The organism is Aquamicrobium terrae (genome assembly GCF_052978165.1).
The window spans coordinates 2,772,859-2,798,020 of the sequence record NZ_JBRKLZ010000001.1; the positions used below are offsets into that span (position 1 = coordinate 2,772,859).

The following is a 25,162-nucleotide window of genomic DNA, read 5'->3' on the forward strand; positions in this document are numbered from 1 at the left end:
TGTAGACGCGTTCCGCTTATCTCGTCGTCGTCATCAACTCTGATGGTTTTGATTGTCTCTGAGCCTTGCGTTGAGGGTTATGATGATCTTTCGCATGGTCGCTGCGATTGCGAGGATCGGTGGTTTTCCGTTGGCGATGAGGGGCGCGTAGAAGGCGGCGAACTCGCCTTGTCCGGCAGCGGCGCGCAAGGCCGGCATGAAGAGTGCGGTCCTGACCTGCGGTCTGCCGCCGCGCTGGCGTCGCCGGCCCCTTGCTGTGCCGCTCTCGTTGGGGTGCGGGGCGGTGCCGGCCAGCGCTGCGGCCTGTCGGCGCTGGAGATGGCCGAGCTCGGGCATCAGGGCGAGGATCGTCACGGCGCTGACCGTGCCGATGCCGTTCATGCCGGTGCAGATGGCGACGCGGTGGCGCAGGCCCGCGTTTTGCGCCACCAGCGCGGCGATCGCCCGCTCGAGCGCCGCGATCTGCCGGGTGATTGTTGCGAGCATGGCCCGAAACGAGGCGGCCATCGCCCTGGCACCGGGTGCCCGTGACCGGTTCTGCTCGGCAACCTTGAATGCGACCAGGTCGGCCCTTCGGCGCACGAGGGCCTGCATCTGCTTCTCGTCGGCGTCGGGCGCCTGCCACAAGGGCAGCTTCGTCCAGCGCTCGCGTCCATAGGCGGCCATCTGCGCGGCGTCGATGGCGTCGCTTTTGCCCAGCGTTCCGAAGGAGCGGATGAAGGCCTTGAGCCTGAGCGTGTCGGCGCGGTGGCAGGCGATGCCGGCCCTCAGGCACTCTTCCAGGAGCAGCAACTCGTAGCCGCCCGTCGGTTCGCACACGACGAGATCGGGGCGGCTGGTCCTGAGCAGCGAGCGGATGGCTGCGCGGCTGTTGGCGACAGTCGCAGCCGTGATGCCGTCATCGACGGCCAGCCGGTCCCTGGCGACATCGACACCGAGGCAGCGGACGGGCGCATGGTGCAGGAAGGTCATGACGGTGCTATCCTTTGCAGGCTTCGGATTGTTTGCGGGCGTGGTGGTGTGCCAGAGGCCCGATCAACTCTCCAAGCGGGGGTGCAAAGGCGGCAGAGACCTTGATGACGTCGGGTGTCGGCCCGATCCCGGAACCGGTCGCCTGCCGCCGAGGCTGCGGGTTTGCAGGCCCGCAGCCTCGCTGCTCAACCTACCCGATATCGATCAAACAATCCCGGAATGCCGGCAGGCGCAGCCTGACGACATGTCCGGGATCCATTCCGGAACCTTGCGACAGTGACTCACCTTGTCAGCCGGTTCATCGCGAGAGGCGTTTCGGAATGATGCCTGAGGGGGTGAGCCGAGATGAACCCCTCATCCGACCTCGCTGTGCTCGGCCACCTTCTCCCGCAAGAGGAGAAGGGTTAACCTTCTCGCCACTCACCGACATTGGTGTTTGGCACAGGGGCTGGAAGATTTTCGCAAGCAGCCGTGATGGCTTCCCTTCTCCCCTTGCGGGAGAAGGTGGCCGAGCGCAGCGAGGTCGGATGAGGGGTGCGGTCCCCTACGGCCGCAACAGCGGCGTCTTGAAATATTTGCTTTCGATCGCCCGGAAGGTGCCATCGGCGACGATGGCATCGAGCGCCTTGTCGATGGCTTGCCCGAGCGTTTCGTTGTCCTTGGAGACGGCGATGCCCATTTCGGTGCCGAGCGCCGGATCGGTGATGTTCGGGCCGATCTGCTCATAGGCACCGACCCCGCCGTTCCGTTCCATCCACGGAAACATGGCGACCGATTCGGCAAACACCGCATCCAGCCGTCCGTTCTGGAAATCGAGGAACATGTCGTCGCTCGACGGATAGGCATGGAGTGCGATGGCGGTGCCGAAGCGCTCGCGCAGCCAATGCTCATGGGTGGTGGCGGCCTGCACGCCGATCGCCCGGCCTTCCAGCCCCTGCGGCGTGAACGCCAGCCCGCTGCCCTTGGGCGCGATCAGCATGCCGTAGGAGAAATAATAGGGCTTGGAGAACCGCACCTGCTGGTGGCGCTCGGGCGTCATGGTCACCGACGACATCAGCACGTCGAACTTGCCGGCCTGCAAGGCAGGGATCAGCCCGTCCCACTGCACGACCATCCATTCGCAGCGCCGTTGCAGGCGCTTGCACAGCTCTTCGCCGAAATCGACGTCAAAGCCGTGCACCTTGCCGTCAGGCCCCACTGCGTTGAACGGCGGATAGGCGCCCTCCACGCCCATGCGCAGCGGCGGCGGGTCGTCCGCGCGCGCCGCGCCTCCCGCGAGCAGGAGGGCAAGGACGGCGAAAAGCGCGGTCTTCATTGGTCGTGATCTGTGCCCTGGGGCGCTGGCGGCGCCGGTTCAGTCCTTGGCGCGTTCCACGTAGGAACCGTCGGCGGTCATCACCACGATACGGGTGCCGACGGCGATGTGCGGCGGCACGGTCGTCTTGACGCCGTTGGACAGGACCGCCGGCTTGTAGGACGAGGATGCGGTCTGGCCCTTGGTGGTCGGCTCGGTCTCCACCACCTCGTAGATGGCGCGCTGCGGCAGTTCCAGTGCGATGCCGACGCCCTCGTGCACGGAAAGCGTCACCGACATGCCTTCCTGCAGATAGGGCGCGCTGTCGCCCACCACGTCCTCGGACACCGCGATCTGATCGTAGCTCTCCGGGTTCATGAAGTGGAAGCCTTCGCCATCCGCGTAGAGGAAGGTGTGCTCGCGGTCCTCGACGTGCGCGCGCTCGACCTGCTCGGTGGTGCGGTAGCGCTCGGAGACCTTCACGCCGTCGGAAATGCGGCGCATGTCGAGCTGGGTGACGGGCGTGCCCTTGCCGGGGTGGATGTTCTCGGCGGAAAGGATCACGTAGAGCTTGCCGTCCTTTTCGACGACGTTGCCTTTACGGAGGGAACTGGCAATTACCTTCACAAGTCTGTTTCCTGAAAATCGTGTTGCGGCCAAACGGCTGTGGCAGCCATAGTGGGCGCTTTACCCTATAAGTGCGCCAATCGCCAGCCGGTTCAAAAACATCAGTTCGAAGACGATCCCGAAATGACCCTCGAAGCCTCGCCCTGGTGGACGCCGCACGTCCATGCCGACCGCCGCCCGCGCCTGTTGCTGCGCAATCGCATCGCCGCCGCGTTCCGCGGCTTTTTCACCGCCCAGGATTTCATCGAGGTCGACGCCGCCGCGTTGCAGGTCTCGCCGGGCAACGAGACGCATCTGTCGGCATTCGCGACGGCCGAAATCAGGCCGGACGGCTCCACCCAGCCGTTTTATCTCCACACCTCGCCCGAATTCGCCTGCAAGAAGCTTCTGGCGGCCGGGGAGCGGCGTATCTTTTCGCTCGGCCCCGTTTATCGCAACCGCGAGCGCTCGGCCTTGCACCATCCCGAATTCACCATGCTCGAATGGTATCGGGTCGGCGAGGCCTATGAGAACCTGATGGCCGATTGCGCGGCATTGCTGGCGCTGGCGGCCGACCGGGCAGGGGTGCGGACATTTTCCTTCCGCGGCCGCGAAGCCGATCCCTATCTGAAGCCGGAGCGCGTCACGGTGGCCGAGGCGTTCCAGCGCCATGCCGGCATCGACCTTCTGGCGACGGTGGCGGAAGACGGCGGCACCGACCGCGACGCGCTGCATGCGGCGCTGGTGCAGGCCGGGCTGCGCACCGCGCCGGACGATACATGGTCCGACCTTTACAGCCGGGTGATGGTGGAGTGCGTCGAGCCGCAGCTGGGGCCGGGGCGCGCCACGGTGCTGTGCGAATACCCCATAGTCGAGGCGGCCCTTGCCCGTCCCGCCCCGCACGATCGGCGCGTGGCGGAGCGCTTCGAGCTTTATTGCTGCGGCGTGGAACTGGCCAACGGCTTCGGCGAGCTGACCGATCCGGTCGAGCAGCGCAAGCGCTTCGAGTCCGACATGGACGAGAAGGAGCGCATCTATGGCGAGCGCTATCCGATCGACGAGGAGTTTCTGGCCGCGCTCGCCATCATGCCGGACGCCAGCGGCATCGCGCTGGGTTTCGACCGTCTGGTGATGCTGGCGGCGGGCGCCAACCGCATCGAGGACGTGATCTGGACGCCGGTGGCCGGGCGCTGGAGCTGATGCGACAGGGATGAAAAACGAAAACGGCCCGGATTGCTTCCGGGCCGTTTGCATTCGGGCGGGCTGTGGGCCTCAGTGATCCATAGCCTTTACGATTTCCTCGGTCATTTTCTTTGCGTCGCCGAGGAGCATCATGGTTCCGTCCTTGTAGAACAGGGTGTTGTCGATGCCGGCATATCCGGAGCCGAGGGATCGCTTGACGAACAGGCAGGTGCGGGCCTTGTCGACGTCGAGGATGGGCATGCCGTAGATGGGCGAGGACTTGTCGTCGCGGGCCGAGGGGTTGGTGACGTCGTTGGCGCCGATGACATAGGCGACGTCGGCCTGGGCGAACTCGGAGTTGATGTCCTCGAGCTCGAACACCTCGTCATAGGGCACGTTGGCCTCGGCCAGCAGCACGTTCATGTGGCCGGGCATGCGGCCGGCGACCGGGTGGATGGCGTACTTGACCTCCACCCCGTTGGCCTTGAGCTTGTCGGCCATCTCGCGCACGGCATGCTGGGCCTGGGCCACCGCCATGCCGTAGCCGGGCACGATGATGACCTTCTGGGCGTTCATCATCAGGTAGGCGGCATCGTCGGCCGAGCCCTGCTTGACGGTGCGCTCGATGCCGTCGTCGGCGCCGGCGGCGGCCGTCTCGCCGCCGAAGCCGCCGAGGATGACCGAGATGAAGGAGCGGTTCATGCCCTTGCACATGATGTAGGACAGGATGGCGCCCGACGAGCCAACCAGAGCGCCGGTGATGATCAGCGCCAGGTTGCCGAGGGTGAAGCCGAGCGCTGCGGCCGCCCAGCCCGAATAGGAGTTGAGCATCGACACCACCACCGGCATGTCGGCGCCGCCGATCGGGATGATCAGGAGCACGCCCAGGACGAGCGACAGCGCCACGATCAGCCAGAACACGGTGGTCGACTGGGTGGCGACCAGCATGACGATCAGCACCACCAGGGCAATGCCCAGCACGATGTTGAGGAGATGGCGCCCCGGCAGCATGATCGGCTTGCCCGACATGCGCCCGTCGAGCTTCAGGAAGGCGATGACCGAGCCGGTGAAGGTGATGGCGCCGATGGCCACGCCGAGGCTCATCTCGACCAGCGCCTGGCCGTGGATGGCGCCGATGGTGCCGATGCCGAAGCTTTCGGGCGCATGGATGGCGGCGGCCGCCACCATGACCGCGGCAAGGCCGACGAGCGAGTGGAAGGCGGCGACCAGCTGCGGCATCGAGGTCATGGCGATGCGCCGCGCCACCACCGCGCCGACGCCGCCGCCGATGGCCAGGCCGATCAGGATCAGCACCAGCCCGCCGGCCGAGGGCGTGGCCAGCGCCAGCGTGGTGAGGATGGCGATGCCCATGCCCACCATGCCGTAGATGTTGCCCTGGCGGCTGGTGGTGGGATGCGACAGGCCCCTCAGCGCCAGGATGAACAGGATGCCGGAGACGAGGTAGAGGAAGGAAGCGAGGTTTACCGACACGTCACTTGTCCTTCTTCTTGTACATGGCCAGCATGCGCTGGGTGACGAGGAAGCCGCCGAAGATGTTGACGGCGGCCAGAACCAGCGCCACGAAGCCGAAGCCGGTGGCCAGCCCCGCCGCCGAGATGCCGACGGCCAGCAGCGCGCCGACCACGATCACCGAGGAGATGGCGTTGGTCACCGCCATCAGCGGCGTGTGCAGCGCAGGCGTGACCGACCACACCACGTAGTAGCCGACGAAGATCGCCAGCACGAAGATGGCGAAGCGGAACACGAAGGGATCGACCATGCCGCCCGACAGCGCGTGCGCGGCATCGCCGGCCGCATCGGTGGCGGCCAGGTCCTGCACCGCCATGCGCACGGCGGCACTGGCCTGGTCGAGCTGGTCGAGGGCTTTCTGCAAAGTTTCCATCACGCGGTCTCCCCGCCGGTCTTGCCAGTGGACTGGCCAGTGGACTGGCCTGTAGTTTGGCCAGTGGTCTTGCCACCGGTCTTGCTTGAAGCTTTCTTCGCCGCCGCCTTGGCGGCCGGCTTGTCGCCCGCCGGTCTGGGAGCGGCCTTCTTCGGCACCGGTTTCGGTTTTTCCTCGGCCGCCGCGGCGGGGGCGGCCGCCTCGACCGCCTTGCCAGTGAGGTTGGGGCCGGCGAAGTTCGGATGCACGACCTTGCCGCCATCGGTCAGCATGGTCGCCTTGACCAGTTCGTCCTCGCGGTTGATGGCGAGCTGCTTGGTCTCCTTGTCGATCATCGTCTCCAGGAAGGCGAACAGGTTCCTGGCGTAGAGCAGCGAGGCCGAGGCGGCCACGCGGCCGGCGACGTTGAGATGGCCGACGATCTTGACCCCGTTGGCCGTCGTCACCACCTGGCCCGCCACCGCGCCCTCGACATTGCCGCCGCGCTCGACCGCCAGGTCGACGATCACCGAGCCGGGCTTCATCGAGGCCACCACATCGGCCGCGATCAGCCGCGGCGCCGGGCGGCCGGGGATCAGCGCGGTGGTGATGACGATGTCCTGCTTGGCGATGTGCTCGGCCGTCAGCGCCGCCTGCTTGGCCTGGTATTCCTTCGACATCTCCTTGGCGTAGCCACCCGCCGTCTCGGCCGCCTTGAACTCCTCGTCCTCCACGGCCAGGAACTTGGCGCCCAGCGACTGGACCTGCTCCTTCACCGCCGGGCGCACGTCGGTCGCCGTCACCACGGCACCCAGGCGGCGCGCCGTGGCGATCGCCTGCAGGCCGGCCACGCCCACGCCCATGACGAACACCTTGGCCGCCGGCACCGTGCCGGCCGCCGTCATCATCATCGGCAGCGCCCGGTCGTATTCGGACGCCGCGTCGATCACCGCCTGATAGCCGGCAAGGTTGGCCTGCGAGGACAAAACGTCCATCACCTGCGCGCGGGTGATGCGCGGCATGAACTCCATGGCGAACGCCGTCACGCCGGCCTTCGCCATCGCCGCCACCGCCGCCTCGTTGCCGTAGGGGTCCATGGTGGCCAGAACCGCCGCACCCGCCTTGTAGCCCTTCAGCTCCGCCTCGCTCGGGCGCCGCACCTTCAGCACCACGTCGGCCCGCGCCGCATCCGACGCCTTGCCGATCACCGCGCCAGCCTTCGCAAACTCCTCGTCGACAATGCGCGAGCCCAGCCCCGCCCCCGCCTCGACGATCACATCGAAGCCAAGCCCGACAAGCCGTTTCACGCTGTCAGCCGAAGCCCCAACACGAGGCTCAAGCCCTCCTGCCTCGCACGGTATGAATACGATCTGTCCCACCGCAGAATCCTTTCGGTTGGATAACTGTCTTGTCTGCATCGGTGACGACCCTCTTGGTGCCGCCCCGAGGGTCAAAGGGAGAGTGCGGTCAGCGCAGGATTACGGCGCCGACGACGAAGGCAAGCAGGAAGACGATGAAGCCGGAGACCGCTCCGCCGACAAAGAAGCCAAAAGCCATGCCGATCAGGATGGCCGCGCAAGCCAGGGTGGAATATTTCGCCAGCCCGGTGAACAGCTTGTAGGTTTTCTCGTGCTCGGCATAGTCCATCTCGGCACCGAGCTCGACAGGACCCGCGGGCGAATGATCGGCCATAGGAAGTACCCCTCCGAAATTGTCTAAGGGGCACATAGCGAAAACAGCGCCGGAGGGCAATGGCGCTATTATGTTACCTGTTGCCGCAACAGCTTCTCGCAAGTTCCGTGTAATGACGAACTGCACAGGCAATTCACAAGCTGCTACTTCCATGTCACAAGGGAAGAATTGCGCCCATCGATCCCACGGACAGTTCCATGACGCTCGCCGGCTTCCTGGCCTATAGTGCTGCACTCGGCATCGCTGCCGCCATTCCAGGCCCCGGCGTCACGGCGCTGGTCGCCCGGGCGCTCGGTTCCGGTTTCCGCGCTTCCTTTGCCATGTTCCTCGGCCTTCTGCTCGGCGACCTGTTCTATCTGACCGCGACCGTGCTGGGGCTGGCCTTCGTCGCCCAGCAGTTCGGCTTGGTGTTCCTGGCCGTCAAATGGTTCGGCGTGCTCTATCTCGCCTGGCTCGGCTGGCGGTTCTGGCGCGAGGGCATCACGCCGGAGAACGTGCAGGCCGGCAAGGCGCGCGGCGGGCTGCTGTCGAGCTTCGTCGGCGGGCTGGCGCTGACGCTCGGCAATCCGAAGACGATGATCTTCTACCTCGCCATCACGCCCACTATCCTCGACCTCAACAGCATCACGGCGGCCGACTATACGATCCTCGTGGTGGTCACGGCCGTTGTCCTGACCATCGTGCTGCTGCCCTATCTCGTGCTTGCCGCGCGCGCCCGCTGGTTCCTGTCGTCGCCGCGCGCGCTCACCCTGCTCAACCGCACCGCAGGGACCTTCATGATGGGCGCTGCCGCGGCGATTGCCGCGCGTCACTGACGTTGGAGACGGCGCTAAGGATTATCATGCTATTTTGAGGCCTGTAACCGGAACGGATTTTCACGGATTCCGTTGGTTGAGCAATAAAACCGCTCGGATATTGATGTCGCGCACACTATCTCTTGCGGTGACACCTTCAGCGCTCAATCCGTTTCGAAAGCGAGTTCCATGACCAAGGCAGAAACCTTCGCGAAAGTTCCCGGGCGCGGCCGCGTCTACGATTCCATCACCCAGACCATCGGCGACACGCCGCTGGTGCGGCTCGATCGCTTCGCCGCGGAAAAGGGCATCGTCGCGCGCCTAGTCGCCAAGCTCGAGTTCTTCAATCCCATCGCTTCGGTCAAGGACCGGATCGGCGTCGCCATGATCGAGGCGCTGGAGGCGGAGGGCAGGATCGCGCCGGGCAGGACCACGCTGATCGAGCCGACCTCCGGCAATACCGGCATCGCGCTGGCCTTCACCGCCGCGGCCAAGGGCTACCGGCTGATCCTGACCATGCCGGAAACCATGTCGATCGAGCGCCGCAAGATGCTGAGCCTGCTCGGCGCCGAACTGGTGCTGACCGAAGGCGCCAAGGGCATGAAGGGCGCCATCGCCAAGGCCGATGAACTGGCGGCGTCCATCCCCGACGCCATTATCCCCCAGCAATTCGAGAACCCGGCCAACCCGGAAATCCATCGCAACACCACGGCCGAGGAAATCTGGAACGACACCCATGGCGACGTCGACATCTTCGTTGCCGGCATCGGCACCGGCGGCACCATCACCGGCGTCGGCCAGGTGCTCAAGAACCGCAAGCCTTCGGTGCAGGTGGTGGCGGTCGAGCCCGAGGCCTCGCCCGTGCTTTCGGGCGGTGCGCCCGGGCCGCACAAGATCCAGGGCATCGGCGCCGGCTTCGCGCCCAAGGTGCTCGACACTTCGGTCTATGACGAGGTGGTGACGGTTTCCAACGAGGACGCCATCGCCAATGCCCGCCTTGTGGCGCGGCTGGAGGGCGTGCCGGTCGGCATTTCCTCCGGCGCCGCCTTGCAGGCGGCCGTGGTGGTCGGCTCGCGCCCGGAGAACGCCGGCAAGACGCTGGTGGTGGTGATCCCGTCCTTCGCAGAGCGCTATCTGTCGACCGTGCTGTTCGAGGGCCTCGGCGGCTGACGCCAGCAGGTTCCGGAGGATAAAAAAGGGCGGCACACCGTAAGGTCTGCCGCCCTTTTTGTCGAAAGCGGAAAGATCAGCGCCGGCGCAGGTCCGCCGGGCGCGGGGCGTGATAGGTGGTGGCGCGGGCCGTGCGGCCGGCCATGTCGACGCCCTTGCGGACGGCGCTGCATGAACAGGTGCCCTGGTGCACGATGACGCCCGTCACAGCCGGGTGCCGCCGCGGCGCGAGGTGGCCGGGCCGGGGCCGCGCATATAGTGGCGCTCCGGCCTGTAGCTGGGGGCGATGAGTTCGCGCAGGGTCGTGGCAAGGCGGCGCAGAAGGTTCAAGATCGTCATGTCGCTTCGTCCCGTTTCGGAGTCCCTTCCGAAGTGCGGACACCATAGCAGCCGAGGCATGAATAGTCGGTGAACGCTATGTTAACGTTTCCCGGAAAACGCGCCGCTTCATGGCCGGATTGCGGCTGATTCGCGGCCTTTCCGCGCCATTTGGCGGAAGCTTTACGAGTGTGTTTTTTGCGCCACATCGGACCCGGCGGGAACGATCCTCCCTGTGTCCCGTTATCGAAGCTTGAACTCGCGAATTCCGGGGACTTGCCATGGCGCCGCGCCCAGCCTGGAAAGGTTATCTCAAGCTTTCGCTCGTCACTTGCGCAGTGGAACTGACCAACGTCGTCACCCACTCCGAGCGCATTTCCTTCCGCGTGCTGAACCGCAAGACCGGCAACACGGTCAAACGCGTCTATGTCGATGCCGAAACCGGCAAGCCGGTGGGCGACAGCGACGAGATCAAGGGCTATGAGGTCGACGAGGGCGCCTTCGTCCATATCGAGGAGGACGAGATCGAGGCGGTGCGCGTCGAATCCTCCAACATGATGAGCCTCGACGGCTTCGTCGACAAATCCTCCATCCAGCAGATCTATCTCGACACGCCCTATTACCTGTCGCCGGCCGACAAGGTTTCGCAGGATGCCTTCGCCGTCATCCGCGACGCCATGGCCGCGCGCAAGAAGGCCGGCCTTGCCCGCATCGTGCTCTACCGGCGCGAGCGGCCGGTGCTGATCGAGCCGCTGGGCAAGGGCATGGTGCTGACCACCTTGCGCTACGACAGCACGGTGCGCCAGCCCGACACGGTGTTCGAGGACATCAAGGCGGTGAAGACCGACAAGGAGATGATCGAGCTGGCCGAGCACATCATCGACAAGAAGGCCGCGCGCTTCGATCCGTCGAAATTCGACGACAAGTACGAGGAGGCGCTGCTTGAACTGATCCGTGCCAAGAAGGCGGGCCGCAAGGCGCCGAAGGCCAAGGCGGCGGCCAGGCCTTCCAATGTGGTCAACCTGTTCGAGGCGCTGAAGCAGAGCCTTGCCGCCGACAATGACGGCGGCGCGAAGACGGGCAAGGCCGGCAAGACCACAAAAGGCAAGGCCACAAAAGGCAGGGCAGCGACGGAAAAGGCTTCCGCCCGCACCTCGTCCTCGCGCAAGACGGCATAGCCCGATGCATCCGACATGGCCGACCTGAAGGAATATCAAGCCAAGCGCGATTTCACCAGGACGGCCGAGCCGGCCGGCAAGGTGGCGCGGAGCAAAAAGGCGGCTGCTGCTGCCGGGGGCGGCCTCTTCGTCATCCACAAGCATGCCGCCCGCCGCCTCCACTACGATCTGCGGCTGGAGCATGGCGGCGTGCTGTGGAGCTGGGCGGTGACGCGCGGTCCGAGCCTCGATCCGCACGAGAAGCGGCTGGCCGTCCATGTCGAGGACCATCCGCTCGACTACGCGCCGTTCGAGGGCACTATCCCCAAGGGCGAATATGGCGGCGGCTCGGTCATCGTCTGGGACGAGGGGCGGTGGCTGCCGGAGCACGATCCCGAAAAGGGGATGAAGAAGGGGCATCTGGATTTCGAGCTCGACGGTCACAAACTCAAGGGCAAATGGCATCTGGTGCGGTTGCGCCCGCGGCCAGGCGAGAAGCGCGACAACTGGCTGCTGATCAAGTCCGACGATGCCTATGCGCGCCCGGATGAGGATATTCTGGAAGAGGAGCCGCGCTCGGTGAAATCCGGCCTCACGGTGGAGGAGGTCGGCGCTGGCAAGACGGTGAAGGGCAAGAAGCCACGCGTCTGGCATTCCAACAGGCCGGATTCGGGCAAGGACGGTACGACAAAACCGGCGGCGCCGGGCTTCATCGAGCCGCAGCTTGCCACGCTGCAACGCGAGGCGCCGGGCGGCGCCGACTGGCTGCACGAGGTGAAGTTCGACGGCTATCGCATGCAGGCGGTGATCGCCGGCACCGATGTGCGCCTGCTGACCCGCAGCGGCCTCGACTGGACGGAGAGGTTCGGTCCAGCCATCGTCGCCGCGCTGGCCGGGTTGAAGTGCAAGGACGCCGTCATCGACGGGGAGATCGTCGTGCTGGGCGGCAACGGCATCTCGTCCTTCCCGCTCCTTCAGGCGGACCTTTCGGCGGGCCGCACCGATCGCTTCCTCTATTACGCCTTCGACCTGATGCATCTGGACGGCGAGGACCTTCGCGGCGAGCCGCTGGTCGAGCGCAAGGAGGCGCTGCGCCAATTGCTGGAAGGGCAGGACGATGATTCGCCGCTGCGCTTCAGCGAGCATTTCGCCGAGCCCGGCCGGGTGATGCTGAAACATGCCTGCCGCATGGGGCTGGAAGGCGTCGTCTCCAAGCGCGCCGACGCGCCTTACCGCAGCGGGCGCGGGCTCGACTGGATCAAGTCGAAATGCACGCTCAGTCAGGAATTCGTCATCGGCGGCTACCTGCCTTCGGACAAGACCGGCCGCGGCCTGAAATCGCTGCTGGTGGGTTATAACGAAGGCGGACGCCTGAACTATGCCGGCCGCGTCGGCACCGGCTTCTCGGTCAAAATAGCCGACGATCTCAAGGCGCGCCTCAACCGGCTGAAAACCCCGGCTCGCCCTTTCGATGCGGCCGTGCCCGATTCCCGGCAGGCCGTGTGGGTGAAGCCGGAACTGGTGGCGCAGGTGGAATTCCGAAGCTGGACCGCAGACCGCATCCTGCGCCATGCTTCCTTCCAGGGGCTGCGCGAGGACAAACCGGCGGAGGAGGTCGTGCAGGAAAAACCGAAAGCCGTAAAAGGCGCCAAACCTGCCGGGGTGAAAACCTCCGTCACGCTGTCCAGCCCCGACAAGCTGTTGTGGCCGCAGGAGAAAATCTCCAAGCGCGACCTGCTCGGGCACTACGAGCTGGTATGGCCGCGCATGAAGCCCTTTGTGGTCGAGCGCCCGCTGGCGCTGGTGCGCGCACCGGACGGGGTCGAAGGCCAGCGCTTCTTCCAGAAGCACGCCTCGCCCGGCATGAGCGATCATATCCTTCGCGCGAAGGATCCCGAGGACGGCGAGGAAATCCTCTACATCGAGGATTTCGACGGGCTTGCGGCGCTGGTGCAGATCGGCGTGGTCGAGGTGCACATCTGGGGCGCCACCATCGAGCGGATCGACACGCCGGACCAGGTCGTCTTCGACCTCGATCCGGACGAAGGCATCGGACCCGACAAGGTGCGCGACGCGGCACTCGACATCCGCGCCCGGCTGGACGAGCTGGCGATGCCCGCCTTCGTCAAGGTATCCGGCGGCAAGGGCTATCACGTGGTGGTGCCGCTGAAGCCGAAGGCCGGCTGGGACGAGGTGAAGGAGTTCGCCCACGACTTCGCCAAAGCGATGGAACAGGCGGAGCCGGAGCGCTTCACCGCCACCTTGTCGAAGAAGGCGCGCAAGGGGCGCATCTTCATCGACTATCTGCGCAACGGCCGTGGCTCGACCACGGTGGCGCCCTATTCGTCGCGGGCGAAGAAGGGAGCCACCGTCGCCCTGCCGGTGCGGTGGGACGAGGTGGAGGCCGGAGTCGCGCCCGATGCATTCCCGCTCGGCGGCAAGGCCACGCTGAAGCGGCTGGCGCAGGACGATCCGTGGACGGATTTCTTCGGCAAGGGCAAGGTCCTGAACCGCAAGTGAGCCGCTTCAGGCGTTGCCGATCAGCACCCCGGTGGCGAACACCAGCCCGCCGCCCAGCACCACCTGGAAGGCGGCGCGCAGGAACGGCGTTTCCATGTAGCGGTTCTGGATGAAGGCGATCGCCCACAATTCGAAGAACACGATGATGATGGCGACGGTCGTCGCGGTCCAGAAATCCGGGATCAGATAGGGCAGGGCGTGGCCGAGCCCGCCCAGCGCCGTCATGATGCCGGAGGCGAAGCCGCGCTTGACCGGCGAGCCGCGCCCCGAAAGCCTGCCGTCGTCCGATGCCGCTTCGGTGAAGCCCATGGAAATGCCGGCGCCGAGCGAGGCGGCGAGGCCGACGAGGAACGTCTGCCATGTGTCGTGCGTGGCGAAGGCTGCGGCGAAGATCGGCGCCAGCGTCGAGACCGAACCGTCCATCAGCCCGGCAAGGCCCGGCTGGATATAGGTGAGGATGAATTGCCGCCGCTCGGTCGCTTCCTCTTCCTTGCGCGCATCGCCCGGCAGATGCCGTTCCTCCAGCCTCTGCGCAGCCGAGCTGTGGCTCTGCTCGGCTGCGGCAAGGTCGCCGAGAAGCTTGCGGGTCGAGGCATCGGAGGCGCGCTTTGCGGCGGCGATATAGAAGGCATAGGCCTGCCGCTCCATCTCTTCGGCCTGCGCGCGCACCGTCTCGACGCCCAGCGGACGGACCAGCCAGTCGGGCTTGCGCTCGTAATAGCCTTTCACATGCTCGCGCCGGATCAGCGGGATGCGCTCGCCGAAGCGCCTGCGGTGCAGGTCGATGAGCGCGGCGCGGTGGCTGTCCTCTTCCTCGGCCAGGGCCTCGAACATCCTGGCCGAATGCGGAAAATCCTCCTCCAGCCCGTCGGCATAGGAGCGGTAGATGCGCGCGTCGTCCTCCTCCGAGGAGATGGCAAGCGCCAGGATTTCCTGCTCGGACAGCGAATCGAAGGCGCGGCGGCCGAAGCCGAAGACTCGGGAAAGCATGATCGTCTCTATCTACTTTAGAATTATTCTAAAGTAGATATTGCGACGGGAGAAGTCAATCGCGGCAGGCTGCCACGGCAGGTCCGGCCTTGCGTCTTTGCGCGTCATCTCCTTCGGAATGCGCATGCAAAAAGGGCGATCCGTTGCCGGATCGCCCTTGCCGGGATTTCGACAAGCGACCTTATCGATAGATGGGGCAGCCCCGGTCCCAGCGGCCGAAGCTGATGACCACGCGGTCGCCGCCGCGGCTTCTGCCGCGCACATCCACGGTGCGGCGGCCGACATCGAGGATGCGGGCGCGCCTTATGCCCATCCGCTCGGCCTTGGCCAGCGCCCGGTCCGGCGTGCACTGGTCGCGCCACCGCGCGCCTTCGTCACGGCGGGCGCGCCGGTCGTCGCGTCGGTCCCCGCGCCAGTTGCGGTCGTCGCGCCGGCAGTTCTCGTAGCGTGGGTCGCAATTGTCGCGCATGCGCACGGCGGGGCCGTCGCGGCCGAGCTGGATTTCGATATCCTGGGCCTGGACGGTGGTTGCTGGTGTGCCCGACACGGCAAGCGTGGCGGCGAACAAGGCGAGGGTCAGAATCTGCTTCATATTGTGGTCTCCTGCTTGGACCATAACGGCGCAGACGCGTCCGGGTTCAAATCAGCTTTGAAAACCGGTCCGAAATATGCGGTGAAAGCCCTCAGTCGAGCGTGCGCCGGAACCGCAGCAGCGCGAAGCCAGAGAACAGCACGACGAAGCCGAGCAGCCACAGGATCTCGGTGGCCACGGCGGGGAACTCCGCGCCCTTCAGCATCACGGCGCGCACGATGCGCAGGAAATGGGTAAGGGGGAATATCTCGCCGAGCCATTGCGCCCACACGGGCATGCCCCGGAACGGGAACATGAAGCCGGAAAGCAGGATCGACGGCAGGAAGAAGAAGAAGGTGAGCTGCATGGCCTGCATCTGCGTGCGCGCCACGGTCGAGATGGTGTAGCCGAGCAGCACCAGCCCCAGCACGAAGACGAGGATCGAGGACAGCAGAAGCGGCAAGCCGCCGACGAAGGGGATGTGGAACAGGAGCTTGGCGGCGATCAGCACCACCACCACCTGCACGGCGCCGACGCCGGCATAGGGCAGCACCTTGCCCAGCATGATCTCCAGCGGGCTCGACGGCATGGCGAGCAGGTTTTCCATGGTGCCGCGCTCGGTCTCGCGCGTCAGCGCGATCGAGGTCATCATCACCATGGTCATCTGCAGGATGACGCCGAGCAGGCCGGGCACGATGTTGTATTGGGAGATGCCTTCCGGGTTGTAGCGCCGGTGCACCACCACATCGAGCCGGCTGCGCGCGTCTTCCGCCGCCACCGCCTGAAGGCCCTGCGCCCGCAGCAGTGCCTGGCCGGCGATGGTGCCGAGGGTCGAGATGGCGCCCGTCGCCACCGAGGATCCGTGGCGTCGGCCTCGATCAGGATCTGCGGCCGGTCGCCGCGTTCCACGCGGTGGCCGAAATCGGCAGGAATGGTGACGAGAAAGGCGACGTCGCCGCGCGCCATGAGGCCGTCGGCCTCGCCTTCGGTCGCCGCGATGTGGTCGAAGCGGTAGTAGCCGGTGTTCTCCAGCGCCGTCACCATGGCGCGCGTATACTGGTCGTTGCTCATCGCCAGCAGCGCTGCCGGCAGGCTTTTGGGGTCGTTGTTGATGGCGAAGCCGAACAGCACCAGCAGCATCAGCGGCACGCCGAGCATCATGGCGAAGGTCACCCGGTCGCGGCGCATCTGGATGAATTCCTTGATGAGCAGCGCGTTCAGCCGGGCGAAGGAGAAGATGCCGTTCATGCCATGTTGTCCTTCGAGCCGGCCATGAACTGGATGAACACGTCTTCCAGGCTGGTCTCGCCGGGCGCCACCGTCACGCCCGGGTTTTCCTTTTCCATGTCCGCCAGCGTGGCGGTCAGCGCCGCCTTGTCGGAGCCGACGACATGCAGCGTCGCGCCGAAGGGGGCGACCTGCTCGACGCCCGGCTTGCCGGCAAGTGCCGCCGCGATCCTGTCCAGCTTCTGCCCCTGCACGATGAAGGTGGTCAGGCCGGCATTCTTCACCACCTCGTCCACCGTGCCGGTGGCGAGCATGCGGCCATAGGAGATGTAGCTGATGCGGTGGCAGCGCTCGGCCTCGTCCATGTAGTGGGTGGAGACCAGCACGGTGAGGCCGCCGCTGGCGAGAAGGTGGATCTCGTCCCAGAACTCGCGCCGCGCCTTGGGGTCGACGCCGGCGGTCGGCTCATCGAGCAACAGGAGCTTCGGCTTGTGCATGATGCAGGCCGCCAGCGCCAGCCGCTGCTTCCAGCCGCCGGACAGCGTGCCGGCAAGCTGGTTGCGCCGCGAGGTCATGCCGAGATCGGCGAGCGTGTCGGCGACATGGGTTTCGACCGGCTGGAGCCGATAGAGGCGGGCCACGAATTCGAGGTTCTCGGCAATGGTCAAGTCCTCGTAGAACGAGAACCGCTGCGTCATGTAGCCGACCTCGCGCTTGATCTTGAGCCCTTCGGTGCGCAGGTCGAAGCCGAGCACCGTGCCTTCGCCCTCGTCCGGCGTCAGCAGGCCGCACATGATGCGGATCGTCGTGGTCTTGCCGGACCCGTTGGGGCCGAGAAAGCCGACGATCTCGCCCTGCGCCACGGTCATGTCGACATGGTCCACGACGGTCTTGTCGCCGAAGCGCTTGACGAGGTTTCTGACGTCGATGGCGTTCATGAGCGTGTGAGGGGGTAGGGCAGTAGGGGAATAGGGCAGTATGTTTTTTTGTCCCTACTCCCTTACTGTCCTACTCCCCTATTCCCCTAACAATTCCACATCCACGATCTGGCCGGGCTTCAGCGCCGTGGCGTCGCCTTCCGGGCGGGCCTCGACCAGGTAGACGAGTTTCTGGCGGTTCTCGAGCGAGTAGATCACCGGCGGCGTGAATTCGGGCTCGGTAGAGACATAGCTGACACGCGCCCTGAGATCGGGGCCGCAACCGTCGCAGTGCACGGCGAGTTCCGAACCGACCTTGAGGGTGGAAAAAGCCTCCTGTGGGACGAAGACCGTGAGCTTGACCGCGCCTTCCGGCAGGATCGAGATCACCGGCGCCGTCGGTCCGGCCGTGTCGCCCGGATTGCGGATCACGTCGGTGACGCGCCCGGGCGACGGGGCCGCCAGCGTGCGTTTGGAGAGCTTCCAGCGGGCCTGCTCCAGCGTGGCCTCGGCCTGTTTTACCGCGCCGCGCGCCGCCTCGATTTCCTCGGCGCGTGCCGGCAATCCGGCCACCGCAAGATTGGCTTCGCTCTGGCCGATGGCGGCGTCGGCGACCTCCACGGCGGTCGTCGCCTCGTCGAGCTGGGCCTGCGTGGCGATGCCGCGCCGGTTGAGGTCGCTGGTGCGTTCCAGCACGCGCCGCGCCTCGTTCGCCTGTGCATGGGCGGAGCGCACGGTCGCCTCCAGCACGGCGATTTCCTGCGGCCGCTTGCCGACCTGTAGGTTGGCAAGTTGCGCCCTGGCCTGCGCCAGCGCCGCCTCTGCCTGCGCCACCGCGATCTCGGCGTCGGCGCTTTCCAGCTTCACCAGCGCCACGCCGGGCTCGACCGCGTCGCCACGCTTGACGGTCACCTCCTGCACCTGCGCCACCTCGATGGGGGCGAGCAGAACATAGTCGCCCTCGACATAGCCCACCGCCAGCGGGCTGGGCGCTGCGCAGGCGGAAAAGAGCTGCGCGGCAAGCGGAAGGGAACAGAGAAAGCTCATGCGTCGCTCCCGATTCTCGAAGACAGGATGGCGAGGAGATTGTCGCGCACCACGTCGGCCACCTTGCCGGCTTCCGCCTCGCCGAACGTTTCCCACCCCATGCGTCGCTTCACCACCTCGGCGCCGACGCGGAAATAGAGCGCCTGCCCCAGGAGGGTGAAGACGGTGAGCCGCGTCCGCTCGCTTTCGGCCGGCTCACCCGTCGCCTCTTCCCAGATGAGGCATAGCCGCCGGTGGGCCGGCTCGAACACGCCATTGTAGATGCGGTCGAGGGCGGCCGAGGGTTGCGACATCTCTCGCAGTACGAAGCGCACGATGTCGCCCGCCTCGGGCCGGGCGATGATGAAGGCGATCAGCCGTTCCAGCCCCGTCAGCAACTGGGCGCGCGCCGCTTCCGCCCCGGCGGGCTTCGCTGCCGGGCCGTCGAGGCCGCCAATGGCTTGCAGGGCAATGGTCTGCATGGTTTCGGCGATGAAATCCGCAACCGCGATGCGCAGGCCTTCCTTGTTGCCGAAATGATAGGCGATGGAGCCGATATTGGCGTTGGCGAGCGCCGCGACCTCGCGGGTGGAGGTGCCCTCGAAGCCCTGGCTTCCGAACAGGGTCAGGGCCGCGCGCACCAATGCGGCGCGGGTCGTGTCGGCCGCGGGCGGTTCTGTGGAAGAGGGGCGGGGCGGAAGGGTAGCCATGTCTAAATTTAATCAATCGATTGATTAAAGTCAAGCTAAGGGGAAATGCGGGCCGGAACACGCAGGGCGTGCGCAGGCGTGACCGATGTTTCGGCGGCATCGGCGGTTGATTTGGCTGCGCCTTGGCGCTTAAGTCGCCGGCATGGCCAAGGAAGTGGAACGCAAGTTTCTGGTGAAGAGCAATTCGTGGCAGGAGCAGGCGCAATCGCGCATCGCCATCCTCCAGTTCTATCTGGCCATCACCGCCGAGCGCTCGGTGCGCGTGCGCATTTCCAACGGCGGCGAGGCGCGGCTGACGCTGAAATTCGGCAGCGACCTCAGCGCCCGCGACGAGTTCGAATACGACATTCCGCTGGACGATGCGAAGGAGATGCAGGCCTTCGCGCTCGGCACCACCATCGTCAAGGCCCGCTACAATGTGCCCCATGACGGCTATCTCTACGAGGTGGACGTGTTCGCCGGCGTGTTGGACGGCCTTGTTGTGGCCGAGCTGGAGACGCCGGACCGGGTGGCGGATGGAGCGCTGCCGGAGTGGCTGGGCCCCGAGATCACCGGCGATATCCGCTATTCGAACGCCTCGCTGGCCCTGAACGGCTTTCCGGGCGACACCAGATGACCGCGCCCGCCGAAACCCTGCTCGACCGCGTCGGCCGCTGGCTCGCCCGGCGCCTGCAAGCCGAATCCTCCGGCTACGAACCCTATACGCCCTCCGACCCGGACACGCTGCGCCGCACGCTGGAGCCGGGCGACATACTGCTCGTCGAGGGCAACCAGAAGATCTCGGCGGCCATCAAATATCTGACGCAGTCCACCTGGTCGCATGCCGCGCTCTATGTCGGCGATGCGCTGCCGGAACCCGAGGACGGTTCGGAGCGGCCGCGCCTGATCGAGGTGACGATGGGCGATGGCTGCGTGGCCGTCCCGCTCTCGCGCTACCGCACCTACAACACCCGCATCTGCCGGGCGAGCGGGCTGACGCCCGAGGACCGCGATCAGGTCGTCGCTTTCATGGTCGACAGGCTCGGCCTGCGCTACGACATGAAGAACATCTTCGACATGCTGCGCTATTTCTTCCCGGCGCCGCCGGTGCCCGTGCGCTGGCGCCGGCGCATGATCGCCTTCGGTTCCGGCGACCCGACGCGGGCCATCTGCTCGACCCTGATCGCGCAGGCCTATGAGGCGATCCGCTATCCGATCCTGCCGGAGATCACGCTGGCGCCCGGCCGGGCCTCGGCGCAGTCGCATTTCTCGCGGCAGGAAATCCTGCATATCCGCCACTATTCGCTCTACACGCCGCGCGATTTCGACCTGTCGCCCTATTTCCGCATCGTCAAGCCGACGCTGGAATACGGCTTCGACTATCGCACCGTGGTCTGGGGCGACCTTGGTCCGCCGGGGGATGCTCAGCCGGCCGCTTCCGGCTCCGGCTGAGCGTGGCGCACCTCGGCGCGGGCGTGGGATTTCGCCGAGGCCACCGTGGCGCGGTAATGCACCAGCGGCGGCTTCACCCCGTGCGCGGTCAGCAGCTTGCGCATCTGCGGCGAGGCGCCGGCGATGTAGAACAGCACGCCCTGCTTCGCGGCCTTGTGCGCCACGCCTTCCAGCACATTGGCGCCGGTCGAATCCACCAGCGGGATGCCCGAGCAGTCGAGGATGAAGGTCTTGCGCTGGTCGGCGATACGGTCGAGCACGCTGCCGACCGTCGAGGCCGCGCCGAAGAAGAAGGCGCCCGATATGCGGTAGACGACGATGTCGGGATCGGTCACGGCGGAAGAATCATAGGCCTCGCGCTCGCCATTGGCGGTGTCGGCAAGGTCGTCGGCCACCAGCGGCGCTTCCGCCTCGACCTCGACCGACTTGGCCATGCGGTCGATGAACAGCAGCGCCCCCAGCGCGAAGCCGACGATGATGCCGGTCGTGAGGTCGCGGAAGACGACCAGCGCAAAGGTGATGAGCAGCACCGCCGCGTCGCCGCGCGAGGAGCGGATGAGCGCCCGGAAGGCCGGCCGCTCGATCATGTTCCAGGCGACCACGGCCAGCACGCCGGCAAGGGCGGCCAGCGGTATGTAGCTGGCGAGCGGGGCCGCCAGCAGCATGAAGGCCAGCAGGAAGACGGAATGCAGCATGCCCGACACCGGGCCATGCGCGCCGGCGCGTACATTGGTGGCGGTGCGGGCGATGGTGCCGGTCACGCAGATGCCGCCGAACAGAGCCGAACCGATATTGGCCGCGCCCTGCGCCACCAGTTCGCAGTTGGAACGGTGGCGGCGGCCGGTCATGCCGTCCGCGACCACCGCCGACAGCAGCGATTCGATGGCGCCGAGCAGAGTGAAGGCGACCGCGTCGGGCAGCACGGCCAGCACCTTGTCGGCGCTCATGGCGGGCAGGGAAGGGCTGGGCAGCATCGAGGGGATGCCGCCGAAGCGGGTGCCGATGGTCTCCACGTCGAGCCCGCTCGCGACAAGCGAGGCCAGCGCCACGGCGATCAGCATGCCCGGCCATGAGGGCCGCCAGCGCTTCAGCCCGACGATGATACCTATGGTCAGCGCCGCGATCCCCACCGCGCCGGCATTGACCGTCGGGGCGGCGCGCAACAGGGCCATCAGCTTGGGAATGAGGTCACCCGGCTCCTTTTCAGTGAGCGTAAGCCCGAACAGGTCCGTAAGCTGGCTGGCGAAGATGATGACGGCGATGCCGGCGGTGAAGCCGACGGTGACGGGATAGGGGATGAACTTGATGTAGGTGCCGAGCCTGAGCCAGCCGGCCCCGGCCATCATCATGCCCGACATCATCGTCGCCAGCACCAGCCCGTCGACGCCATGGCGGTCGACGGTGGCGGCCACCAGCACGATGAAGGCGCCGGCCGGTCCGCCGATCTGGAAGCGGCTGCCGCCGAGCAGCGAGACGAGGAAGCCGCCGACGATTGCCGTGAACAGGCCCTTTTCCGGCCCGACCCCGGAAGCGATAGCGATCGCCATCGACAGGGGCAGCGCCACGATGGCGACGGTCAGCCCGGCGATGGCGTCGGCCTTGAACTGGGCAAGGCCGTAGCCTTCGCGCAGCACGGTCACCAGCTTAGGCGTGTAGAGTTCACCGAAAGTAGGCTCCGTGGAGCCGGAACGCTGCCGCGATCTGCGGGGCTGTTTCATGGATCGGCCTTCGCACCGTATAACCGGCCGCCGGGGCGGCCCTGCCGTGCCGATCCAGAAGGGGAGCCTGCCGCCGCGCCCGCCGCTACAGCTTGAGGCGCACGCCTCTTCCACCGCGCTCGCTGGACTGGTTCTCACCGATCAGTTCCACCCCGGCCTCATCGAGCGCCTGGATGACCTTCATCAGCGTGTCCACCACGCCGCGCACCACGCCTTCGCTGGCCTCCATCCGCTGGATGGTCGGCAGCGAGACGCCGGCCCGTTCGGCGAGCGTCTTCTGGTCGATGCCGGCGAGTGCCCGCGCGGCGCGCATCTGCGCTGCTGTGATCACCGGCACAGTCTCCCGTCTGGATCTGCAATATGCATATATGATACGTTCATAGTGATGTGTCAAACATCATTATGGATGTTTGAGGATTGATCATCCGCGCCATTTTCAGCCTCGCCGTTGCGTGGCATCAGCCGGGCGGCCATCCACCAGACCATTGCCCAGGCAAAGCCGGCGCACCAGCCCGCCATCACGTCCGAGGGCCAGTGGACGCCGAGATAGAGGCGCGACACGCCCACCAGCAGCGCGATGAACACCGCCAGCGACAGGATGTAGATCTTCGTGGCGCGCCGGGGGGTGATGCCGCTCGCCAGCGCTCCGAGCGTCAGATAGACCAGCGCCGAGATCATGGCGTGGCCGCTGGGGAAGGAAAGCGAGGTTTCCTGCATCAGATGCGGCACCAGTTCCGGCCGCGGCCGGTCGATGCCGGCCTTGAGCAGGCTGGACAGGATCTGGCCGCTGACCACGGCGGCGATGACGAACAGGGCCGTTGCCGGGCGCCGGGCGACGAACAGGTAGAGCGCGGTGGCCGCGGTGATCAGGGTAAGCACGGCGGCGCTGCCGAGCGCGGTGATGTCGCGCACCACCTTGGGCAGCCATTCGGGCCCGATCGGCACGCCCGGCTGGCCCTCCACCCGGAAGAACAGCAGGATTTCGCTGTCCAGCGCATGCGGCGCCCGGTCGGTGGCGATCTCGGTCAGTTCGAGGAAGCCCCACAGCCCGCCGGCGACGATGACGCCGGCCAGCAGCAGGGGCAGTTCGATACGGCCGATGAGGGTGGTGATCGGCTTCATCCGGACCTTCTTCCTTGTCTGCGCCCATCTTCTTTTTGTCTGCGCATCGACATGCCGGTTTGTCCCGATCTTGGGGCCTGCGGTCAAGCGCCGGGACGAAGATCGGCGGCTATGTCCTCAGCCGATAACCGGTGCGGAATATCCAGGCGACGATGCCCATGCAGGCGAACAGGAACACCAGCGTCATGCCGAGGCTGAGGCCGAGCGACACGTCGGCCCTGCCGAAGAAGGCCCAGCGGAAGCCGCTGACGAGATAGACCACCGGGTTGAACAGGGTGATGGTGCGCCAGATGCCGGGTAGCATGTCGATCGAATAGAAGGAGCCGCCGAGGAAGGTGAGCGGCGTGACGATCAGCAGCGGCACGAGCTGCAACTGCTCGAACGTGCCGGCCCAGATGCCGATGATGAAGCCGAACAGCGAGAATGTCACCGCCGTCAGGATCAGGAAGGCGAGCATCCAGAACGGGTGCTCGATATGCAGCGGCACGAACAGCGCCGAGGTGGCCAGGATGATCAGGCCGATGGCCGCCGACTTGGTGGCCGCCGCGCCCACATAGGCGATGACGATCTCCAGATAGGAGACGGGGGCCGACAGGAGCTCGTAGATCGTGCCGACGAATTTCGGGAAATAGATACCGAAGGAGGCGTTGGAGATCGACTGGGTGAGCAGCGACAGCATGATGAGGCCCGGCACGATGAAGGCGCCGTAGCTGACCCCGTCGATCTGGTCGATGCGCGAGCCGATGGCGGCGCCGAAGACGACGAAATAGAGCGAGGTCGAGATGACCGGCGACACCACGCTTTGCAGCAGCGTGCGCAGGGTGCGGGCCATCTCGACGCGGTAGATGGCCCAGATCGCGTGACGGTTCATGACGCCTTCCTGACCAGATTGACGAAGATTTCTTCCAGCGAGCTGTTTTCCGTGTCGAGATCGCGGAAGGCGATGTCGGCAGCCTCCAGATCGCGCAGCAGCGAGGCGACTCCCGGCCGGTCGCTCTGGTGGTCGTAGGTATAGGTGAGCGTGTCGCCATCCGGTGACAGTTCGAGCCCATAGCCGGCCAGCGACGGCGGCACGGTGTCCAGCTTCTTGCGCAGCTCCATCCGCAACTGCTTGCGGCCGAGCTTGCGCATCAGCTCGTCCTTGTCCTCCACCAGCACGATCTCGCCGCGGTTGATGACGCCGACGCGGTCGGCCATCTCCTCGGCCTCCTCTATGTAGTGTGTGGTGAGGATGATGGTGACGCCGCTTTCGCGCAGCCTGCGCACCATCGCCCACATGTCCTGCCGCAGTTCCACGTCGACGCCCGCGGTCGGTTCGTCGAGGAACAGGATCTTCGGCTCGTGCGCCAGCGCCTTGCCGATCATCACCCGCCGCTTCATGCCCCCGGAAAGCGTGATGATCTTGGCGTCGCGCTTATCCCACAGCGAAAGGTCTTTCAGGATCTGCTCTATCAGCGCGGGGTTGGGGGCCTTGCCGAACAGGCCCCGGCTGTAGCTGAGGGCGGCCCACACGGTCTCGAAGGATTCGACGGTCAGCTCCTGCGGCACCAGCCCGATGAGGGCGCGCGCCGCGCGGTAGTCGCGGCCGATGTCGTGGCCATCCACCATCACCGTGCCGGAAGAGCGGTTGACGATGCCGCACACGATCGAGATCAGCGTCGTCTTGCCGGCGCCGTTGGGGCCGAGCAGGGCGAAGATCTCGCCGTGCCTGATGTCGAGATTGATGTCCTTGAGTGCGCTGAAACCGCTGGCATAGGTTTTCGAGACGCCGGAAATCGAAATGGCTGGCTGCATGAAGATCGCTTCGGGCTGGAATGTATTTTTCGCAGGGCCCGAATGTCGGTGCGATGCCGGCAAAGTCAA

General features: G+C 66.0%; 26 protein-coding genes and 1 pseudogene. 7 read left to right on the top strand and 20 right to left on the bottom strand.

Annotation, left to right across the window (positions count from 1 at the left end; translation table 11 throughout):
• Positions 1-33 precede the first annotated feature (33 nt).
• The 3 genes from ACVCNR_RS13565 to efp form a co-directional block, all read right to left on the bottom strand.
• Complete coding sequence (locus tag ACVCNR_RS13565) at positions 34-972, bottom strand: transposase (RefSeq protein ID WP_447074103.1); 939 nt, start codon at positions 970-972, stop codon at positions 34-36.
• A gap of 544 nt (positions 973-1,516) precedes the next feature.
• Positions 1,517-2,287: an ABC transporter substrate-binding protein gene (locus ACVCNR_RS13570; protein ID WP_354199891.1), complete on the bottom strand. Its 771-nt coding sequence runs from the start codon at positions 2,285-2,287 to the stop codon at positions 1,517-1,519.
• A 39-nt stretch (positions 2,288-2,326) separates the two neighbouring features.
• Positions 2,327-2,893 (bottom strand): elongation factor P, encoded by a 567-nt coding sequence (gene efp, locus ACVCNR_RS13575; RefSeq protein ID WP_354199892.1) that lies wholly within the window; start codon positions 2,891-2,893, stop codon positions 2,327-2,329.
• Positions 2,894-3,016: 123 nt separating this feature from the next.
• Between efp and epmA the strand changes: the two genes are divergently transcribed.
• Entirely contained in the window at positions 3,017-4,072 is a 1,056-nt protein-coding gene (gene epmA / locus ACVCNR_RS13580; RefSeq protein ID WP_447075156.1) for an EF-P lysine aminoacylase EpmA, read from the top strand.
• A gap of 72 nt (positions 4,073-4,144) precedes the next feature.
• On the opposite strand, the gene ACVCNR_RS13585 is transcribed toward epmA, so the two are convergent.
• The 4 genes from ACVCNR_RS13585 to ACVCNR_RS13600 all read right to left on the bottom strand — a co-directional run bounded on the left by ACVCNR_RS13585 (position 4,145) and on the right by ACVCNR_RS13600 (position 7,628).
• The gene (locus tag ACVCNR_RS13585; protein WP_447074990.1) at positions 4,145-5,545 is read right to left on the bottom strand and encodes an NAD(P)(+) transhydrogenase (Re/Si-specific) subunit beta; all 1,401 of its coding nucleotides are present in this window, start codon (positions 5,543-5,545) and stop codon (positions 4,145-4,147) included.
• Between the two features lies 1 nt (position 5,546).
• Positions 5,547-5,957: an NAD(P) transhydrogenase subunit alpha part 2 gene (locus tag ACVCNR_RS13590; RefSeq protein ID WP_447074989.1), complete on the bottom strand. Its 411-nt coding sequence runs from the start codon at positions 5,955-5,957 to the stop codon at positions 5,547-5,549.
• Positions 5,957-7,315 (bottom strand): Re/Si-specific NAD(P)(+) transhydrogenase subunit alpha, encoded by a 1,359-nt coding sequence (locus ACVCNR_RS13595; protein WP_447075157.1) that lies wholly within the window; start codon positions 7,313-7,315, stop codon positions 5,957-5,959. Before ACVCNR_RS13595 ends, ACVCNR_RS13590 begins: the two co-directional genes overlap by 1 nt.
• Positions 7,316-7,403: 88 nt before the next feature.
• On the bottom strand, positions 7,404-7,628 hold the full coding sequence (locus tag ACVCNR_RS13600) for an aa3-type cytochrome c oxidase subunit IV (RefSeq protein ID WP_354196421.1): 225 nt from the start codon (positions 7,626-7,628) through the stop codon (positions 7,404-7,406).
• 197 nt (positions 7,629-7,825) lie between these two features.
• Here ACVCNR_RS13600 and ACVCNR_RS13605 point away from each other — a divergent pair, with 197 nt between their 5' ends.
• Both ACVCNR_RS13605 and cysK read left to right on the top strand, forming a co-directional pair.
• Positions 7,826-8,443, top strand: coding sequence for a LysE family translocator (locus ACVCNR_RS13605; RefSeq protein ID WP_447075158.1), 618 nt, complete (start codon positions 7,826-7,828; stop codon positions 8,441-8,443).
• 168 nt (positions 8,444-8,611) lie between these two features.
• A complete protein-coding gene (gene cysK / locus ACVCNR_RS13610) occupies positions 8,612-9,592 on the top strand; it encodes a cysteine synthase A (RefSeq protein ID WP_447075159.1) in 981 nt (326 codons plus the stop codon).
• A gap of 76 nt (positions 9,593-9,668) precedes the next feature.
• Here the strand turns inward: cysK and ACVCNR_RS13615 are convergent, their stop codons facing one another.
• Both ACVCNR_RS13615 and ACVCNR_RS13620 read right to left on the bottom strand, forming a co-directional pair.
• Positions 9,669-9,800 carry a hypothetical protein gene (locus ACVCNR_RS13615; RefSeq protein ID WP_447075160.1) on the bottom strand — a complete coding sequence of 44 codons (132 nt, stop codon included), beginning with the start codon at positions 9,798-9,800 and terminating at the stop codon, positions 9,669-9,671.
• The gene (locus ACVCNR_RS13620; RefSeq protein ID WP_354196427.1) at positions 9,797-9,931 is read right to left on the bottom strand and encodes a hypothetical protein; all 135 of its coding nucleotides are present in this window, start codon (positions 9,929-9,931) and stop codon (positions 9,797-9,799) included. The genes ACVCNR_RS13615 and ACVCNR_RS13620 overlap by 4 nt, the downstream gene beginning before the upstream one ends.
• A 260-nt stretch (positions 9,932-10,191) precedes the next feature.
• Here ACVCNR_RS13620 and ku point away from each other — a divergent pair, with 260 nt between their 5' ends.
• Positions 10,192-11,088 (top strand): non-homologous end joining protein Ku, encoded by an 897-nt coding sequence (gene ku / locus ACVCNR_RS13625; protein WP_447075161.1) that lies wholly within the window; start codon positions 10,192-10,194, stop codon positions 11,086-11,088.
• Positions 11,089-11,103: 15 nt separating this feature from the next.
• A complete protein-coding gene (gene ligD, locus ACVCNR_RS13630) occupies positions 11,104-13,587 on the top strand; it encodes a DNA ligase D (RefSeq protein WP_447075162.1) in 2,484 nt (827 codons plus the stop codon).
• A 6-nt stretch (positions 13,588-13,593) separates the two neighbouring features.
• On the opposite strand, the gene mbfA is transcribed toward ligD, so the two are convergent.
• The 6 genes and pseudogenes from mbfA to ACVCNR_RS13660 all read right to left on the bottom strand — a co-directional run bounded on the left by mbfA (position 13,594) and on the right by ACVCNR_RS13660 (position 19,028).
• On the bottom strand, positions 13,594-14,577 hold the full coding sequence (gene mbfA / locus ACVCNR_RS13635; RefSeq protein WP_447075163.1) for an iron exporter MbfA: 984 nt from the start codon (positions 14,575-14,577) through the stop codon (positions 13,594-13,596).
• 181 nt (positions 14,578-14,758) lie between these two features.
• A complete protein-coding gene (locus tag ACVCNR_RS13640; protein ID WP_354196435.1) occupies positions 14,759-15,169 on the bottom strand; it encodes a hypothetical protein in 411 nt (136 codons plus the stop codon).
• Positions 15,170-15,260: 91 nt separating this feature from the next.
• A pseudogene (locus tag ACVCNR_RS13645) lies at positions 15,261-16,396 on the bottom strand (ABC transporter permease).
• Positions 16,393-17,313 (bottom strand): ABC transporter ATP-binding protein, encoded by a 921-nt coding sequence (locus ACVCNR_RS13650; RefSeq protein ID WP_354196439.1) that lies wholly within the window; start codon positions 17,311-17,313, stop codon positions 16,393-16,395. Before ACVCNR_RS13650 ends, ACVCNR_RS13645 begins: the two are co-directional and overlap by 4 nt.
• 78 nt (positions 17,314-17,391) lie before the next feature.
• Positions 17,392-18,339, bottom strand: a complete 948-nt coding sequence (locus ACVCNR_RS13655; RefSeq protein ID WP_447075164.1) for an HlyD family secretion protein — start codon at positions 18,337-18,339, stop codon at positions 17,392-17,394.
• Positions 18,336-19,028 (bottom strand): CerR family C-terminal domain-containing protein, encoded by a 693-nt coding sequence (locus ACVCNR_RS13660; protein ID WP_447075165.1) that lies wholly within the window; start codon positions 19,026-19,028, stop codon positions 18,336-18,338. Before ACVCNR_RS13660 ends, ACVCNR_RS13655 begins: the two co-directional genes overlap by 4 nt.
• A 142-nt stretch (positions 19,029-19,170) precedes the next feature.
• Between ACVCNR_RS13660 and ACVCNR_RS13665 the strand changes: the two genes are divergently transcribed.
• Positions 19,171-19,644 (top strand): CYTH domain-containing protein, encoded by a 474-nt coding sequence (locus tag ACVCNR_RS13665; RefSeq protein ID WP_447075166.1) that lies wholly within the window; start codon positions 19,171-19,173, stop codon positions 19,642-19,644.
• Positions 19,641-20,459 (top strand): YiiX/YebB-like N1pC/P60 family cysteine hydrolase, encoded by an 819-nt coding sequence (locus ACVCNR_RS13670; protein ID WP_354196447.1) that lies wholly within the window; start codon positions 19,641-19,643, stop codon positions 20,457-20,459. The genes ACVCNR_RS13665 and ACVCNR_RS13670 overlap by 4 nt, the downstream gene beginning before the upstream one ends.
• On the opposite strand, the gene ACVCNR_RS13675 is transcribed toward ACVCNR_RS13670, so the two are convergent.
• The 5 genes from ACVCNR_RS13675 to ACVCNR_RS13695 all read right to left on the bottom strand — a co-directional run bounded on the left by ACVCNR_RS13675 (position 20,432) and on the right by ACVCNR_RS13695 (position 25,093).
• On the bottom strand, positions 20,432-22,177 hold the full coding sequence (locus tag ACVCNR_RS13675) for a SulP family inorganic anion transporter (RefSeq protein WP_447075167.1): 1,746 nt from the start codon (positions 22,175-22,177) through the stop codon (positions 20,432-20,434). The genes ACVCNR_RS13670 and ACVCNR_RS13675 overlap by 28 nt on opposite strands.
• 85 nt (positions 22,178-22,262) lie before the next feature.
• On the bottom strand, positions 22,263-22,508 hold the full coding sequence (gene relB / locus ACVCNR_RS13680) for a type II toxin-antitoxin system RelB family anti-toxin (RefSeq protein ID WP_354196451.1): 246 nt from the start codon (positions 22,506-22,508) through the stop codon (positions 22,263-22,265).
• A 59-nt stretch (positions 22,509-22,567) separates the two neighbouring features.
• Positions 22,568-23,299: a phosphatase PAP2 family protein gene (locus tag ACVCNR_RS13685; RefSeq protein ID WP_354196453.1), complete on the bottom strand. Its 732-nt coding sequence runs from the start codon at positions 23,297-23,299 to the stop codon at positions 22,568-22,570.
• A 109-nt stretch (positions 23,300-23,408) separates the two neighbouring features.
• Positions 23,409-24,170, bottom strand: coding sequence for an ABC transporter permease (locus ACVCNR_RS13690; protein WP_354196455.1), 762 nt, complete (start codon positions 24,168-24,170; stop codon positions 23,409-23,411).
• Positions 24,167-25,093, bottom strand: a complete 927-nt coding sequence (locus ACVCNR_RS13695) for an ABC transporter ATP-binding protein (RefSeq protein ID WP_447075168.1) — start codon at positions 25,091-25,093, stop codon at positions 24,167-24,169. The genes ACVCNR_RS13690 and ACVCNR_RS13695 overlap by 4 nt, the downstream gene beginning before the upstream one ends.
• Positions 25,094-25,162: the final 69 nt, after the last annotated feature.